General features: G+C 66.2%; 13 protein-coding genes. 6 read left to right on the plus strand and 7 right to left on the minus strand.

Going from position 1 to position 15,605, the window contains the following annotated elements:
* Positions 1 to 65: 65 nt before the first annotated feature.
* On the minus strand, positions 66 to 1,400 hold the full coding sequence (locus F8237_RS07095) for a dihydroorotase (RefSeq protein ID WP_151643192.1): 1,335 nt from the start codon (positions 1,398 to 1,400) through the stop codon (positions 66 to 68).
* Between the two features lie 101 nt (positions 1,401 to 1,501).
* On the opposite strand from F8237_RS07095, the gene ygfZ reads away from it, so the two are divergent.
* The 6 genes from ygfZ (at position 1,502) to F8237_RS07125 (ending at position 8,130) form a co-directional block, all read left to right on the plus strand.
* Positions 1,502 to 2,383: a CAF17-like 4Fe-4S cluster assembly/insertion protein YgfZ gene (gene ygfZ / locus F8237_RS07100; RefSeq protein WP_151643194.1), complete on the plus strand. Its 882-nt coding sequence runs from the start codon at positions 1,502 to 1,504 to the stop codon at positions 2,381 to 2,383.
* On the plus strand, positions 2,380 to 3,006 hold the full coding sequence (locus F8237_RS07105; protein ID WP_151643196.1) for a DNA-3-methyladenine glycosylase I: 627 nt from the start codon (positions 2,380 to 2,382) through the stop codon (positions 3,004 to 3,006). The genes ygfZ and F8237_RS07105 overlap by 4 nt, the downstream gene beginning before the upstream one ends.
* A complete protein-coding gene (locus tag F8237_RS07110) occupies positions 3,003 to 3,617 on the plus strand; it encodes a YfbR-like 5'-deoxynucleotidase (RefSeq protein ID WP_151643198.1) in 615 nt (204 codons plus the stop codon). The genes F8237_RS07105 and F8237_RS07110 overlap by 4 nt, the downstream gene beginning before the upstream one ends.
* Positions 3,618 to 3,755: 138 nt before the next feature.
* The gene (locus tag F8237_RS07115) at positions 3,756 to 4,262 is read left to right on the plus strand and encodes a tyrosine phosphatase family protein (protein WP_151643200.1); all 507 of its coding nucleotides are present in this window, start codon (positions 3,756 to 3,758) and stop codon (positions 4,260 to 4,262) included.
* 145 nt (positions 4,263 to 4,407) lie between these two features.
* Complete coding sequence (locus tag F8237_RS07120; protein ID WP_151643202.1) at positions 4,408 to 5,376, plus strand: NUDIX hydrolase; 969 nt, start codon at positions 4,408 to 4,410, stop codon at positions 5,374 to 5,376.
* A gap of 51 nt (positions 5,377 to 5,427) precedes the next feature.
* Positions 5,428 to 8,130 (plus strand): DUF2339 domain-containing protein, encoded by a 2,703-nt coding sequence (locus F8237_RS07125; RefSeq protein ID WP_151643204.1) that lies wholly within the window; start codon positions 5,428 to 5,430, stop codon positions 8,128 to 8,130.
* 2 nt (positions 8,131 to 8,132) lie between these two features.
* Here F8237_RS07125 and F8237_RS07130 read toward each other — a convergent pair whose 3' ends face one another.
* The 6 genes from F8237_RS07130 to F8237_RS07155 form a co-directional block, all read right to left on the minus strand.
* Complete coding sequence (locus tag F8237_RS07130; RefSeq protein ID WP_162005910.1) at positions 8,133 to 9,821, minus strand: methyl-accepting chemotaxis protein; 1,689 nt, start codon at positions 9,819 to 9,821, stop codon at positions 8,133 to 8,135.
* 364 nt (positions 9,822 to 10,185) lie between these two features.
* The gene (locus tag F8237_RS07135) at positions 10,186 to 11,928 is read right to left on the minus strand and encodes a methyl-accepting chemotaxis protein (protein ID WP_151643208.1); all 1,743 of its coding nucleotides are present in this window, start codon (positions 11,926 to 11,928) and stop codon (positions 10,186 to 10,188) included.
* A gap of 217 nt (positions 11,929 to 12,145) precedes the next feature.
* Entirely contained in the window at positions 12,146 to 12,379 is a 234-nt protein-coding gene (locus F8237_RS07140) for a DUF6894 family protein (protein WP_151643210.1), read from the minus strand.
* A 154-nt stretch (positions 12,380 to 12,533) separates the two neighbouring features.
* Positions 12,534 to 13,133, minus strand: a complete 600-nt coding sequence (locus tag F8237_RS07145; protein ID WP_151643211.1) for a hypothetical protein — start codon at positions 13,131 to 13,133, stop codon at positions 12,534 to 12,536.
* 113 nt (positions 13,134 to 13,246) lie between these two features.
* Entirely contained in the window at positions 13,247 to 14,233 is a 987-nt protein-coding gene (gene acuI / locus F8237_RS07150) for an acrylyl-CoA reductase (NADPH) (protein WP_151643213.1), read from the minus strand.
* Positions 14,234 to 14,274: 41 nt separating this feature from the next.
* Positions 14,275 to 15,528, minus strand: coding sequence for an MFS transporter (locus F8237_RS07155; protein ID WP_151643215.1), 1,254 nt, complete (start codon positions 15,526 to 15,528; stop codon positions 14,275 to 14,277).
* Positions 15,529 to 15,605: the final 77 nt, after the last annotated feature.

Consider the following 15,605-nt stretch of genomic DNA (forward strand, 5'->3'; position numbering starts at 1 on the left):
GCCATGCGGTGCAAAGGCACCGCATGGCGCGCACATCAGGATGACGGTTTAAAGAGCAGCAGCGCCTACTGCTTCAGCGTCTCCAGGAACCGCACCGGCTCGCCTTGCGACGGCGTCACCAGTTCGCCCTGCCACATCACGCGGCGGCCGCGGATGAAGGTGCCGACGGGCCAGCCCGTGACGCGGACGCCGTCATAGGGCGTCCAGCCCACCTTGGACGCGACCCATTTGTTGGTGATGGTCTCGCTGCGCTTGAGATCGACGACCGTGAAGTCGGCGTCGTAGCCTGCGGCAATGCGGCCCTTGCAGGCCATGTTGTAGAGACGCGCAGGGCCGGCGCTGGTGAGGTCGACGAAGCGCGCAAGCGACAGGCGGCCGGCGTTGACGTGGTCGAGCATGAGCGGCACCAGCGTTTGCACGCCGGTCATGCCGGAGGGCGATGCCGGATAGGTCTTCGACTTCTCTTCCAGCGTATGCGGGGCATGGTCGGAGCCGAGCACGTCGATGATGCCCTGCTCGATGCCGCGCCAGATGCCGGCGCGGTGATCGGCGCCGCGTACCGGCGGGTTCATCTGCGCCAGCGTGCCGAGCCGCTCGTAGCATTCGGGTGCGACCAGCGTCAGGTGATGCGGCGTCGCCTCGCAGGAGGCGACGTCCTTGTGGTCGCGCAGGAATTCGATCTCTTCCCTGGTCGAGATATGCAGCACATGGATGCGCTTGCCGGTCTCGTGCGCGAGCTTGACCAGACGCTGCGTCGCCATCAGCGCCGCGGTCTCGTCGCGCCAGACCGGATGCGAGCGCGGATCGCCCTCGATGCGCAGCGGCTTGCGCTCGTTGAGGCGGTACTCGTCCTCGGCGTGGAACGCGGCGCGGCGCCGGATCACCTGGAAGATGCGGCGCAGGCTCTCATCGTCCTCCACCAGCAGCGCACCAGTCGAGGAACCGATGAACACCTTGACGCCGGCGCAGCCCGGCGCGCGTTCCAGCACGGGCAGGTCCTGCACGTTCTCGCGGGTGCCGCCGATAAAGAAGGCGAAATCGCAGTGCATGCGATGATGGGCGCGCTTCACCTTGTCGGTGAAGGTAGCCTCCGTCACCGTGAGCGGCGCCGTGTTCGGCATCTCGAACACGGCGGTGACGCCGCCCATCACGGCGCTGCGCGAGCCGGTTTCGAGATCTTCCTTCTGCTCCAGCCCGGGCTCGCGGAAATGCACCTGCGTGTCCATCACGCCGGGCAGGATGTGCAGGCCCTTGCAGTCGATCACTTCGGCGGCGGAGGCCTGCGACAGCGGGCCCAGCTCGGCGATACGGCCATTGGCGATGCCGATATCGCGAACACCCTCGCCGTCCTGGTTGACGACGGTGCCGCCCTTGAGGATCACGTCGAAGCGCTGGGTCATGGCTGAAGGCCTCTCTCGTCCCCAAGCGCGGGGCTTGAGGTCTTGTCGTTTATGCCTCGCGGGCTTACGTTCCGGAGCACCATGTCGCAAGAGATTTTCGCATGAAATCAGCGTTTCTTCCCGACCGGGGCGTGGTCAAGGTCGCGGGCGAGGATGCACGCAACTTCCTCAACGGCCTGATCACGACCGATCTCGACAAGCTCAAGCCGGGCCTGGGGCGATTCGGCGCGCTGCTGACGCCGCAGGGCAAGATCATCGTGGACTTCCTGATCACGGAAGCGCCCGCCGGCCATGGCGGCGGGTTCCTGATCGACTGCCCGAAGGCGCTCGCCGACGGCCTCGCCACCAAGCTGAAATTCTACAAGCTTCGCGCCAAGGTCACGGTGGAAAACCTCTCCGACGATCTCGGCGTGCTCGCGGCCTGGGACGGCACGCCTGCGGCCCAGCCGGATCTGGCCTTCGCCGATCCGCGCCATGCGGAACTCGGCACGCGCATCCTGATCCCCGAAGATCTCAAGCAGAAGCTCTCCGACCTGATCGGCGCGGAGCTGGTCGATGCGGCCGCCTATGAGGCGCATCGCATTGCGCTGGGCGTGCCGCGCGGCGGGCTCGATTTCACCTACAGCGATGCCTTCCCGCACGAGACCAACATGGACCGTCTCGCCGGCGTCGATTTCGACAAGGGCTGCTATGTCGGCCAGGAGGTCGTTTCGCGCATGCAGCATCGCGGCACCGCGCGCACCCGCAGCGTCAAGGTGCTGCTCGACGACTTCTCGCCGGAGGCCGGTGTCAGCATTCTCGCCGGCGACAAGCCGGTCGGCACCATGGGCTCGTCGGCGCAGGGCAAGGGCATCGCACTGGTGCGCATCGATCGCGTCGCCGACGCGCTCGACGCCGGCCAGCCGCTCACTGCCGGCGGCCTCGCCTTGACGCTCGCCGAACCCGAGGTCGTACGCATTCCGACGAAGCAACCCATCGCATGAGCCGTGCCCCCCGCCTGCATGCCGACGGAAAGACGCGTTGCCCCTGGCCGGGCGAAGATCCGCTCTATGTCGCCTATCACGACACCGAATGGGGCGTGCCGGAATATGACGACCGCGCACTCTATGAAAAGCTGATCCTGGACGGCTTCCAGGCCGGCTTGTCCTGGATCACGATCTTGCGCAAGCGCGACAATTTCCGCAAAGCCTTCGACGATTTCCAGCCGGAGAAGATCGCGCGCTACAACGACAAGAAGGTGCACGCGCTGATGAACGATGCCGGCATCGTGCGCAACCGCGCCAAGATCGACGGCGCAATCCTCAGCGCCAAGTCGTATCTCGACATCATGGAGAAGGGGCCGGGCTTCTCGAAGCTGCTGTGGGACTTCATGGACGGGAGGCCCAAGGTCAACCAGTTCAAGACCACCGCGAGCGTGCCGACATCGACGCCGCTCTCGGTGCAGATCTCCAAGGAGCTGTCGTCGCGCGGCTTCAAATTCGTCGGCCCGACCATCGTCTATGCCTTCATGGAGGCGACCGGCATGGTCAACGACCATCTCGTCGACTGCCATTGCCACGCGAGCTGCGGCAAGACGCAGCGCAAGCAGCGCCTCAAGGTCAAATGAGCGCGAAGAAGGCGGCACGCGGCGCGGACACCCGCGCCTGGCAGCGCATGCTGTCGGGCCGGCGGCTCGACCTGCTCGATCCCTCGCCGCTCGATGTCGAGATCGCCGACATCGCACATGGGCTGGCGCGCGTCGCGCGCTGGAACGGGCAGACGACCGGCGCGCACATCTTCTCGGTCGCGCAGCACACGCTGCTGGTGGAGACCGTGCTGCGGCACGAGATGCCGCGCGCCGATCAGCGCCTGCGGCTCGCCGCGCTGCTGCACGATGCGCCCGAATACGTGATCGGCGACATGATCTCGCCGTTCAAGGCCGTGCTCGACGGCCACTACAAGGCGGTGGAGAAGCGCCTGCTCGGCGCCATCCACATCCGCTTCGGCCTGCCGCCGGAGCTGCCCGACGAGATCACCCACGCCATCAAGGCGGCCGATCGCGGCGCGGCCTACCTCGAGGCCACCGAGCTTGCCGGCTTCAGCGATGCCGAGGCCAAGCGCCTGTTCGGCAGGGATCCCGGCCTCTCCGACAGCGTCCGGCGCGACTATCTCACGCCCTGGACCGCCGCGCGGGCCGAGAAGCAGTTTCTGGAGCGGTTTGGCGCGGTGTTTGCGTAGGTCTCGTAGGGTGAGCAAAGCGTAGCGTGCCCACCAACTTAAGCAAGGCGCACGCGGTGCGAAATGGTGGGCACGGCGCGATGCGCCTTTGCCCACCCTACGGGCGACCGCTATAATCGCCGTCAAAAAGGTCCCCTCATGATCCACGTCTGCTCCCTTGCCGCCCTGCCCGAAACCGTCCGCCTCACCGGGGCCAGCCACGTGCTGACCGTGATGGCCAATGTCGAGCAGGTGGCGCGGCCGGTGTCGGTGCTGCCGGCCAACCATCTCAAGGTGTCGATGGACGACATCACCGAGGAGATGGACGGCTTCACCGCGCCGTCAGAGAACCATATCGACCAGGTGTTGAACTTCGTGCGCGGCTGGGACCGCAATGCGCCGCTGGTGGTGCATTGCTATGCCGGCATCAGCCGCTCCACCGCGAGCGCGTTCGCGGCCGTCTGCGCGCTCAATCCGGATCGCGACGAAATCGAGATCGCGAAGAAGATCCGCGCGGCCTCCCCGATCGCCTCGCCGAACCGGCGCATCGTCGGCCTCGCCGACCGCGCGCTGGGACGCAACGGCCGGATGCTGCGCGCGCTCGACGAGATGGGCCCGGGCGCGATGATGGTCGAGGGCCGCCCGTTCTTGATCGAGCTCGAATGACAGCTGCCCGCCACAACGCAGGTACGGCGTCATGGCCGGGCTCGTCCCGGCCATCCACGAACTTTCCCGCAGCACGAAGAACGTGGATGCCCGGGACAAGCCCGGGCATGACGGGTTTGTGGCAACACCTGCGACCTTCAGCTGAATGAGCGACAAGCTCCTCACGCCGATCGAGATCGGCCTGACCGCCGCGATCGTTGCGATCGAGGATCATGAGCCGCTGATCCTCACGGCGCGCGGCAGTGACGGGCTGGCCGGCCTGCCGTTCGGTCCGTTCGACGCGCTGACGCACCGCACCTTCGAGATCGGCCTGCGCGCCTGGGTCGAGGCGCAGGCAGGCTTGCGGCTCGGCTATGTCGAGCAGCTCTACACCTTCGGCGACCGTGGCCGGCACGCGGAGGCCGGAGACACCGGCGCGCATATGGTGTCGATCGGCTATCTCGCGCTGACGCGCGCCGTCGGTGGCGAGCTCGCGGCGACGGGGGCAAGCTTCGAGCCGTGGTATCGCTTCCTTCCCTGGGAGGACTGGCGCGAGGAGCCGCCCGCGATCATCGCGCGCGACATCATTCCGGCGCTGACCGATTGGGCCGAGCAGGAGACACCCGAGACCACGCGCGCCTTGCCGCGCAAGGATCGCATGCGCTTCTACTTCGGCCTCGACGGCGCGCCCTGGGACGAGGAGCGCGTGCTCGACCGCTACGAGCTGCTCTACGAGGCAGGCCTGATCGAGGAGGCGCGGCGCGACGGCCGTCCTGCGGCATTAGCGCGCAAGGCGCTTCCGCTCCTCGGCACTTCCATGCGCTTCGACCACCGCCGGATTCTCGCCACCGCGATCGCGCGACTGCGCGCAAAGCTGAAGTATCGTCCTGTGGTGTTTGAACTTTTGCCCGCCGAATTCACACTCACTGAGTTGCAGTATACGGTGGAGGCGATCTCCGGCCGGCACCTGCACAAGCAGAACTTCCGCCGCCTGGTCGAAATGGAAGCCCTGGTCGAACCGACCGGGGTGATGTCGACACAGACCGGCGGACGGCCGGCTGCGCTCTACCGCTTCCGCCGCGACGTGCTCCAGGAGCGGCCCGCGCCGGGCTTGCGCGTGCGCTCCCGGCGCTAACCCGAAAGATATGCGTGATCGGCCCCTGCCCGCCGGTTGCCTGGAGGCTTCATGTTCGACGGCCCGTTTGACGTCTTTGCACTGATCATTGCGATCGTCGCTGTCCTGATCGCGATCAAGGCTTCCAGCCAGGCGGCCGAGCTGCGCCGCAAGCTGAACGCGCTCGAAGAGATGTTTTACGCGCAGCGGCGGGTGGTTCAGCCGCCGCCGCTGATGCCGGCACAGGTTCAGCCGGAGGCGCCCGCCACGACGGCCACGGAGCCAGCCCCGCTAGCGCCGGAGGTCGAGACGGCGCCGCCTCCGCTCGTCACCGAGGATGTTTCGCCGCCCGCGCTCGCAGCGAGCACGGAGGCTGCTGCGCCGCCGCCCCTGCCCGCACCCGCGCCCGGCTTCGAGGAGCGGCTCGGCACGCGCTGGGTGGTGTGGATCGGCGGCCTTGCGCTCGCGCTCGGCGGCTTCTTCATGGTGCGCTATTCGATCGAGGCCGGCCTCGTCGGCCCCGGCGTGCGCGTGTTCCTCGGCGGACTTTTCGCGCTGGCGCTGCTGGGTGCCGGCGAATGGTCGCGACGCAAGGAGAGCATCTCCAACATCGCGGCGCTGCCGATCGCCAACATCCCCGCGATCCTCACCGCGGCCGGAACGGCGGTGGCGTTCGCGACCATCTATGCGGCCTACGCGCTCTATGGCTTCCTCGTGCCCGCCACCGCCTTCGTGCTGCTCGGCATCGTCGCGATGGCCACGCTGGCCGCGGCGCTCCTGCACGGGCCTGCGCTGGCAGGTCTCGGCGTGGTCGGCGCGTTCGTGACGCCGATCCTGGTCTCCAGCGGCAAGCCGGACTATTGGGCGCTGTACATCTATCTCGCCATCGTCACCGCCGCGAGCTTCGGCCTCGCCGGCATCCGGCTGTGGCGCTGGCTGGCGGTGACCACCATCGTCTTCGCCGTGCTCTGGATCTTCCCGGGCCTCGACACCGGCGACCTGCAGGTGGCGCCGCACGCCTTCCATGCGATCGCGGGCTTCGTGCTCGCCGCGCTGCTCGTCGTCTGCGGCTTCATGTTCGGCCCAACCATCGAGGACGGTGAAATCGAGCCGGTGTCGTCGAGTTCGCTCGGCGCCTATTTGTTCGGCGCGATGCTGATCGTGCTGTCGAGCGATCATGCGGATCTGGCGTTGATCGCTTTCGCGCTTCTGGTCGGTGCGACGCTGCTCGTCGCCTGGCGCGCACCGGCGGCTACCGGCGCGCTCGGCGCGGCCGCGGCGACCGTCTTCGTCGTGTTCGCAGAATGGGCGGTACGCGCCAATCCGGACATGCTGGTGCTGCCGGGCGGCCCGCTGCCCGGCGTTGGACCGGTCGCGACCGACAGCGCGGTGACGCTGCATCTGGTGATGGCCGCGATCTTCGCTGCCGGCTTCGGTATCGCGGGCTTCCTCGCACAGGGCCGCTCGAACTCCGCGATCATTCCGGTGGTATGGTCGGCGGCGGCGGTGGCGACGCCGATCTCGATCCTGGTTGCGCTCTACGCGCGCATCGCCCATCTCGACCGCTCAATCCCATTCGCCATCCTTGCGGTGCTGCTCGCCGCGGCCTTCGGCGCTGCGACCGAAGCTCTCGCACGCCGCGAAGATCGGCCGGGGGCCACGACCTCCGTCGCGCTGTTCGCGACCGGCACCCTCGGCGCGCTGGCGCTGGCGCTGACCTTCGCGCTGGAGAAGGGCTGGCTCACCATCGCGCTGGCGCTGATGTCGCTCGGCACCGCATGGATCTCGATGCAGCGACCGATCCCGGTGCTGCGCCGGCTCGCGGCCGTCTTCGCAGCGATCGTCACCGCGCGCATCGGCTATGATCCGCGCATCGTCGGCGACGCCGTCGGCACGACGCCGATCTTCAACTGGCTGTTGTGGGGCTATGGCCTGCCGGCGGCCTCATTCTGGGGCGCGAGCATCTTCCTGCGCCGCCAAGGCGACGATCCCACGCTGCGCGTGGTCGAGACCGCCGCGATCCTGTTCACCGCGCTGCTGGCGTTCATGGAGATCCGTCACTTTGCAACCGGCGGCCACATGGCCGACGCCCCGTCGCTGCTCGAATGCGCGCTGCAGGTCTGCGTCATGCTCGCGATGGCGATCGGGCTGGAGCGGCTGCGGCTGCGCAGCCATAGCGTCGTTCACAATGTCGGCGCGGTCGCGCTCACCGCGATCGCCGGGCTGATCAGCGTGTTCGGCCTCCTGATCCTGGAGAACCCGCTGATCTGGCGCGTCGATGTCGGCGGCGCGGTGTTCAACCTGCTGCTGCTCGGCTATGCGCTGCCGGCGGCGCTGATGCTGCTGCTCTCCTACGCGGTGGTTGGCCAGCGCGGCAAGGTCTACGCCAACACGATTGCGGGCGGCGCGCTGCTGTTCGCGCTCGCCTATGTCACGCTGGAGATCCGCCGCTTCCATCACGGCCCGATCCTCTCGACCGGACCGACCACGGGCGCGGAGCAATACAGCTATTCGATCGGCTGGCTCGGCTTCGGCGTGGTACTGCTCGGCGTCGGCATTCTCGTCAACTCGGAGCGAGCGCGGCTCGCGTCCGCAGCCGTGATCGCGCTGACGATCCTCAAGGCGTTCGTCATCGACATGTCGACGCTGACCGGCGTCTACCGGGCGCTGTCCTTCATGTGCCTCGGCATCGTGCTGGTCGCGATCGGCTGGCTCTACCAGCGTATACTGTTCCGGCGGCAGGCTCCGCCGCCGGCACCGCAGACCAGCGGTTGAGATCAGGCCGCGCGGACCGACTCCAGGAACTGCGCGACCTCGACCTTGAGGCGCGTGCTGTCGGTCGCCAGCGATTTCGCCGCCGACAGCACCTCGCTCGAGGCCTCGCCGGTCTCGATCGCACCGCGCTGCACGTCGGTGATGTTCGCCGAGACCTCCTGCGTGCCGATCGAGGCCTGCTGGACGTTGCGCGAGATCTCCTGCGTGGCCGCGCCCTGCTCCTCGACCGCGGCGGCGATCGCCGCGGACACTTCGGACAGCCGCTCGATGGTGCCGCCGATCTCCTGGATGGCGCTGACGGATTCCTGCGTCGCGGACTGGATACCCGACACCTGCGTGCCGATCTCTCCGGTCGCCTTGGCGGTCTGCTCGGCCAATGCCTTGACCTCGGAGGCGACGACGGCGAAGCCGCGGCCGGCTTCACCGGCGCGCGCCGCCTCGATGGTCGCGTTCAGGGCCAGCAGGTTGGTCTGGCCCGCGATGGTGTTGATGAGCTCCACGACGTCGCCGATGCGGGAGGCCGCCTGCGACAGCGCGTTGACGCGGTCGTTGGTCCGCGCCGCCTGCTGCACGGCTTCCGCTGCCATGCGCGCCGAATCCTGCACGCGGCGGCTGATCTCGGTGATGGACGAGGACAGCTCTTCCGAGGCGGACGCCACGGCCTGGACGTTGGTTGAGGCTTCCTCGGACGCGGCCGCAACGACGGTTGCGAGCTCCTGCCCGCGCTGCGCGGTGCCGGTCAGCGTCGTTGCAGAGGCCTCGAGCTCGGTCGAGGCAGACGACACGGTCCCGACGACCTCGCCGATCATGGTTTCGAACTTGCGGGTGATAGCGTCGACGCGGCGGCCGCGTTCGATCTTGGCTTCGGCATCGGCCGCGGCGGCCTCGTCCGCGGCCCGCTTGGCGATCAGCGCCTCCTTGAAGATCTGGAGCGCATCGGCCATCGAGCCGATTTCGGTCTTCTCGCCGCGATGCGGCACCTCGGCCGAGAGGTCGCCCTCACCGAGCGACTGCATCGGCTTGATGATGGAGGCGATACCGCGCGAGACGTCACGCACGAGATAATAGGCGGCACCGATCGCAATCACGACCGAAAGCACGATGATGCCGACCAGCACGCGGAAGATCGTGGCGTAGCTGTCGGCCGCCTGCTTCGTCTCAAGCTCGGCACCCCGGTTGTTGAGTTCGATGCCCTTCTGGAGGAATGGATCAGCAGCCTGGGCCATCTTGGCGACCTTGGTCTGCAACATCTCGTTGGCGTCGGTCGGGAAACGGCCGATGTTCTTGCGCGACAGCGCCATCACTTCCTGCACGCCGCCCATGTACTCGGCCCATGCCTTGGCCCATTGCCCATAGAGCGAGCGCTCCTCGGCAGAGGTGATCAGCGGCTCGTAGACCTTGCGGGTCTGGTCGATGCGCGCCTGCAACGAGGCGAGGCGCTTTTCGGCGGCGTCCTTGCCTTCAGCCGTATCCTGCATCAGGTGCAGGCGGAGCGCGACGCGCAGCTCGTTGACATCCGCACGGATCGAGCCGAGCGCACGCACGCTCGGCAGCCAGCTCTCGGCGATTTCGACGGTATGGGAATTGATGCTCTGCATGGTGCCGATCGCCGTCACGCCGACGCCGGCGAGCGAGAGCACGAGGACCGACAACACGGTCAGAAGCTTGAAGGCGATCGATAATTTCGACATCACGACAAATCCCCATGATACCTGGCACGCGCCAGTCAACTGCGCCGCGATCGCTACGATGAGCTATGGGACGGCGGTCATTCCAACAATGCTGGCTGGTTCTTATGCAGTAGGATTACGCACATAATTGCAAACAGCCGTTAACAGGACCCCACGTAAAACTACGGCTTCGCTATCGCCGGCGTTCAACGTTCCGCAATCATGCGTTGCAGCAGGACCGACATCCCGTGTTGCAACGCAGCCGTACGGATACCGCTTTGCAGCATTCGCGCACGACTCCCTCAGGCAGCAATATAAAAGAAAACGACCGCCGCGCTTCAGGCGCGACGGTCGCTGGATCAAATCGGAACCGAGCGTGGGCGTGTCAGGCCGCGCGTACCGTCTCCAGGAACTTGCCGACCTCGAGCTTGAGACGATCGCTGTCGCTGGACAGCATCTGCGCCGCGGACAGGACCTGCGAGGACGCCGATCCGGTTTCGCTTGCGCCGCGCTGGATGTCGGTGATGTTGGACGAGACCTGCTGGGTGCCTTGCGCGGCCTGCGCCACGTTGCGGGAGATCTCCTGCGTCGCCGCGCCCTGCTCTTCCACCGCCGCCGCGATGGTCGAGGAAATTTCCGACAACCTTTCGATGGTGTCGCTGATGTCCTTGATAGCGCCGACCGAATGCTCGGTTGCGGTCTGAATGCCCGCGATCTGCTGCCCGATCTCGCCGGTTGCCTTCGCGGTCTGCTCCGCCAGCGCCTTGACTTCGGAAGCGACGACCGCGAAGCCGCGGCCGGCTTCACCGGCGCGGGCCGCCTCGATCGTGGCATTGAGCGCCAGCAGATTGGTCTGGCCTGCGATGGTGTTGATCAGCTCGACGACATCGCCGATCCGCGTTGCCGCCTGCGACAGCTCACTGACGCGATCGGTCGTGGTGCGGGCCTGCCCGACCGCCTCGCTGGCGACCCGGGCGGATTCCTGCACCTGCCGGCTGATCTCGGTGATCGAGGACGACAGCTCCTCTGTCGCCGACGCGACCGACTGAACGTTGGTGGATGCCTCCTCGGAGGCCGCAGCAACCACGGCCGTCACCCCCTGCGCGCGCTCAGCAGTCGAGGTGAGCGTGGTGGCCGACGCCTCGAGCTCGTTCGATGCCGACGACACCGTGTGGACGATCTCGCCGACCGCGGATTCGAAACTGTCGGCGAGCCTGCGCATCTCCGACTTGCGCTGCTCGGCTGCGATCTGGTCCTGCCGCATCTTGGCTTCCGCTTCCTCGCGCGCCTTCTGCTCGGACACGACCTTGAATTTCTCGACGGCGCCGGCAACTTCTCCGACCTCGTCCTTGCGGCCGAGACCGGGCAGCACGACCGAGAAATCGCCGCCGGCAAGCTTCTCCATCGCGAACGTCAGCGCGCGCATCGGACGCGCGATGCTGAAGACGGAGAAGATGCAGGCGCCGATCAGGACAAGCGCAACCAGCACGCCGGTGATGAACGACGTCCGAGCAACCGATTCAGCTTCTGCTTCCGCTTCGGCGCGAGCATCGGCACTCCTCTTCTTGGCGAAACCAGTGATTTGGTCGGTCAGTTCCGATATCTCTTGATTGATCGGCGCCAGAGTCCCCTTGCGGATGCCATCGACCTCGGCCACCAGCTTCGCGAATTGCGCCGCCGCTTCGCCGTCCTTTTTTCCTTCGAGCGCGAGCTCTTGCCTGCGGATCGCCTCGATCTGCTGCTGGCCTTTGCTGAAATTGCCGACCAGCTCGGTCAGACGGTCGATCCGCTTTCGGTTCTCCGGCGAACGGGAGAGCTTCGCCATCTCGCCCGCGTACTGCAGGGCTGACCTCTGCCGATCGTTGAAATAGGCGACGGTCTTCTGCAATTCGGCGAGCGAGGACGACGTCAGGATGTCGCGAATGCCGATCTGCATCCCGCGGACCGAAGCCTTGGCTTCCGCAGCATTTTGCGCAATCGCCTGCTGTCCCGACGCCCCGCTACTGAGCCTCTGGACATCCGCATCGCCGCGCATCTGGAGGAGGATCATCAGCGCGACGAGCGCGATGGTCAGCGCCGAGGTGACGGCGAGCTTGGTGCCAATTCGCAGGTTCTGAATGAACATCATTGAAGTATTCCCGGGATACGCATTGCCGCGACGAAGCGCGTGAATAGCCCGGGAAGGCTAACCGGCAGGCCACTCGTTAACGTTAAGTGCAGCCGCCGCGCCCCGGGTAGAAATACGGAATTCGCTGCTCAAATTATCGAACTTGCGCAGCTTTCACGTGCAGAACGCAGATGCTTCGCGAATTTGCAGGCCTTCAGCCAGTCGACGCTATCGCTCCTCAGCCCATCGTCTCGCCGACGAGGCTGATGCGAAACACAGGCGTCTTGTTCTCGTCGAGCAGCTCCATCCGCCACTCGGCATCCCGCTTGAGGCCGCGCGCGATGGTGCCGAGCAGATTGGCGCAGACCTCGGTCATCTCGGTCCACGCGGCCGCGCGATCCTCGAACTCGTACGGCTGATCGGCTGCGCCGGAATAGCGACCGGTGCTGATGCGAAAGAAGTACAGCGACATCGTGGTAACCTTATGCCCCCCGGCCCTACGCAAACTGCGGCGCGAGTCGCTACCAACGCATGAAAACCGCCGTCCGTACGACTACGGCGCGGCGGCTTTGCTGTGCATGAAGATCTTCAACGAGAAGGTGTGCGAAGAGTCCCGCACAGCCAGATCACTGGGTGGAACGGCGCAGCTCCAGCGGAGCGTCGTTCTTCGCAGGTTCAGATTTGGCTTCCGACTTCACCGGTTCGAGCCGGGTGCTCTCGACACGCGGTGTCTCGACGCGCGCGGCGACTTCGGTGTTGGGCGCGCCGACGGAGCCGGTGTGCTCCGACGAGCGCAGCGAGCGCGGACGCGCCACGGCACGCGCCATCAGCATCTGATTGCCGCCCTGATGGTGGAAGTCGCAATAGGCGAAGCCCATGCCCGACACCGAGCCGCGGAAGCTGCGATCGTCAGTCTTCTCCAGATTGAAGCAGGGCTCGAACGGGATGCCCTTGATCGAGGCGCAGACGTTCTGGCCACGGATCTGGAGCGTGTTGCCGGGAAGGCGGAGGTGTTTCACCGGGCCTGCGCCCGAGAACTGCACCGCACCGGCGGCGCCGAGGTCTTCCAGGATGCGGCCTGCGCCGCGGGTACCGTCGAAACAGGTGAAGGCGAACACCTTACCGGCCACGAAACGGCGCGCCTCGTCGGCGTTCATGCCTCCGGCAATGGCCGGCGCAATCGTCACTGCCGCCGTGACAGCCCCCAACACAATACGCGCAAGCATGCTCTACTCCGAACCAACCCCCGCAGCGGGCGATGCCTTATCTCTTTACCCGCTGCTTACCATACTAACCATGGCGACATTGAAGCAGCTTGGTTGGTAAAGTCTGAACGTCGTTAAACAATTTTTACCACGATGCGGCCGCGGACCTGGCCGGCCAGGATTTTCGCGCCCCACTCCGGAACCTCATCGAGCGAAATTTCGTGAGTAATTTCAGAGAGTTTTGTCCGATCCAGATCGGACGCCAGGCGCTGCCAGGCGGCTTTGCGCGGCTCGATCGGGCACATCACGGAATCGATGCCGAGAAGGCACACCCCGCGCAAAATGAAGGGTGCGACAGAAGACGGCAGGTCCATGCCGGCCGCGAGGCCGCAGGCCGCAATCGCACCACCGTATTTCGTCATCGACAGGAGATTCGCCAGCGTGGTCGAGCCGACGCTGTCCACGCCGCCCGCCCAACGCTCCTTGGCCAGGGGCTTGGCCGGCGCCGACAATTCATTGCGGTCGATGATCTCGGCCGCGCCGATCCCTTTCAGATAGTCCGCTTCCGAGGCGCGCCCGGTCGAGGCGATGACGTGGTAGCCGATCTTCGACAGCACGGAGATGGCGACCGAGCCAACGCCGCCCGCCGCGCCCGTGACCACCACGGGGCCGCCCTTCGGTGAGAGGCCGTGCTTCTCCAGCGCCAGCACGGACAGCATCGCCGTGAAGCCGGCGGTGCCGATCGCCATGGCGTCGCGCGCCGACAGGCCCTGCGGAAGAGCGACCAGCCAGTCGCCTTTCACCCGCGCCTTCTGCGCATAGGCGCCGAGATGGGTCTCACCCATGCCCCAACCGGTGCAGACGACCTTGTCGCCGGCCTTCCATTGCGGATGCGAGGACGCTTCGACGGTGCCTGCGAAATCGATGCCGGCGATCATCGGGAAGCGGCGCACCACCGGCGCCTTGCCGGTCAACGCGAGGCCGTCCTTGTAGTTCAGCGTCGACCATTCCACGTGGACGGTGACGTCGCCGTCCATCAGCTCGGCCTCGTCGAACTGCGCCAGCTGCGCGGTGGTGCCCTTGTCCGCCTTGTCGATCCGGATCGCTTTGAACGTGGCCACAGCAAGAACTCCCTGACTTGTTTCAGGCGATGTTTAGCCGATCAGGCCGGCTGCGCAACCGCTCGCTGAACCGGTTTCTCGACGATCGGAAGATTGATCAGCGCCGAGAGCACACCGAACAGGATCGAGAGCCACCAGATCGGCGTGTAGGAACCGAACTTCTCGAACACGATGCCGCCGAGCCAGACGCCGAGGAAGCCACCGACCTGATGGCTGACGAAGGCGAAGCCGTAAAGCGTGGCGAGCCAGCGGGTGCCGAACATCAGCGCCACCAGCGCCGAGGTCGGCGGCACCGTCGACAGCCAGGTCAGTCCGGAGAATGCACCGAACGCAATTGCCGAGAACGGCGTGATCGGGAACGAAATGAAGGCCAGCGTCGCAAGCGCGCGGGTGAAATAGATCACGGAGAGGATGTAGCGCTTGGGCAGCGAGTTCTGGAGATAGCCGACGCTGAGCGAGCCGATGATGTTGAACAGGCCGATGGCCGCGATCACCCAGCCGCCGGTTTGCGTCGAGATGCCGCGATCGACCAGGAAGGCCGGCAGATGCACGGTGATGAAAGCGAGCTGGAAGCCGCAAGTGAAGAAGCCGAGCACCAGCAGCACGTAGGAGCGATGCCCGAAGGCTTCGGAAAGCGCTTTGGTGAAGGTCTGCTCATCCGCGGGCGCAGCGTTGGCCGTGCTTGCAACCGGCGGCGTCGAGAGCGCCAGCGACAGCGGGATGATCAGCAGCATCAGGAAGCCGAACACCGTGAGCGCCTGCTGCCAGCCGAAATTGTCGATCAGCGCCACGCCGATCGGCGCGAACAGGAACTGGCCGAACGAGCCCGCCGCGGTGCCGGCGCCAAGCGCAAGGCCGCGCTTCTCGGCCGGCAACAGCTTGCTGAACGCCGACAATACCAGATTGAACGAGCAGCCGGCGAGGCCAAAGCCGACCATCACGCCCGCGCCGATGTCGAGCGACAGCGGCGTCGAGGAGTAGCGCATCAAGAGCAGGCCGCCAGCATAGAGCAGAGCGCCAACGGACATCACCCGGAACAGGCCGAAGCGGTCGGCGACCGCGCCGGCGATCGGCTGGCCCAATCCCCACAACAAATTCTGGAAGGCAATGGCTAGGCCAAACACGTCGCGGCCCCAGGCGAACTCATGGCTCATCGGCTGCACGAAGAAACCGAGTGCCGAACGCGGGCCGAAGCCGAGCATGCCGATGGCGCAGCCGCAGAGAATGATGATCGCCGGCGTGCGCCAGGAGGAAGGCCGGGAAACCGGACCGAGCTCGCCCGCTTGTGTCGACATACGCTTCCTCATCTGTCGCTGGCGGGTCCGGAATAGGCAACCGCGAGTCAGGCGTTTAATGCAAGTGCATGGAAATC

This window comes from Bradyrhizobium betae, assembly GCF_008932115.1.
GTDB classification, from domain to species: domain Bacteria; phylum Pseudomonadota; class Alphaproteobacteria; order Rhizobiales; family Xanthobacteraceae; genus Bradyrhizobium; species Bradyrhizobium betae.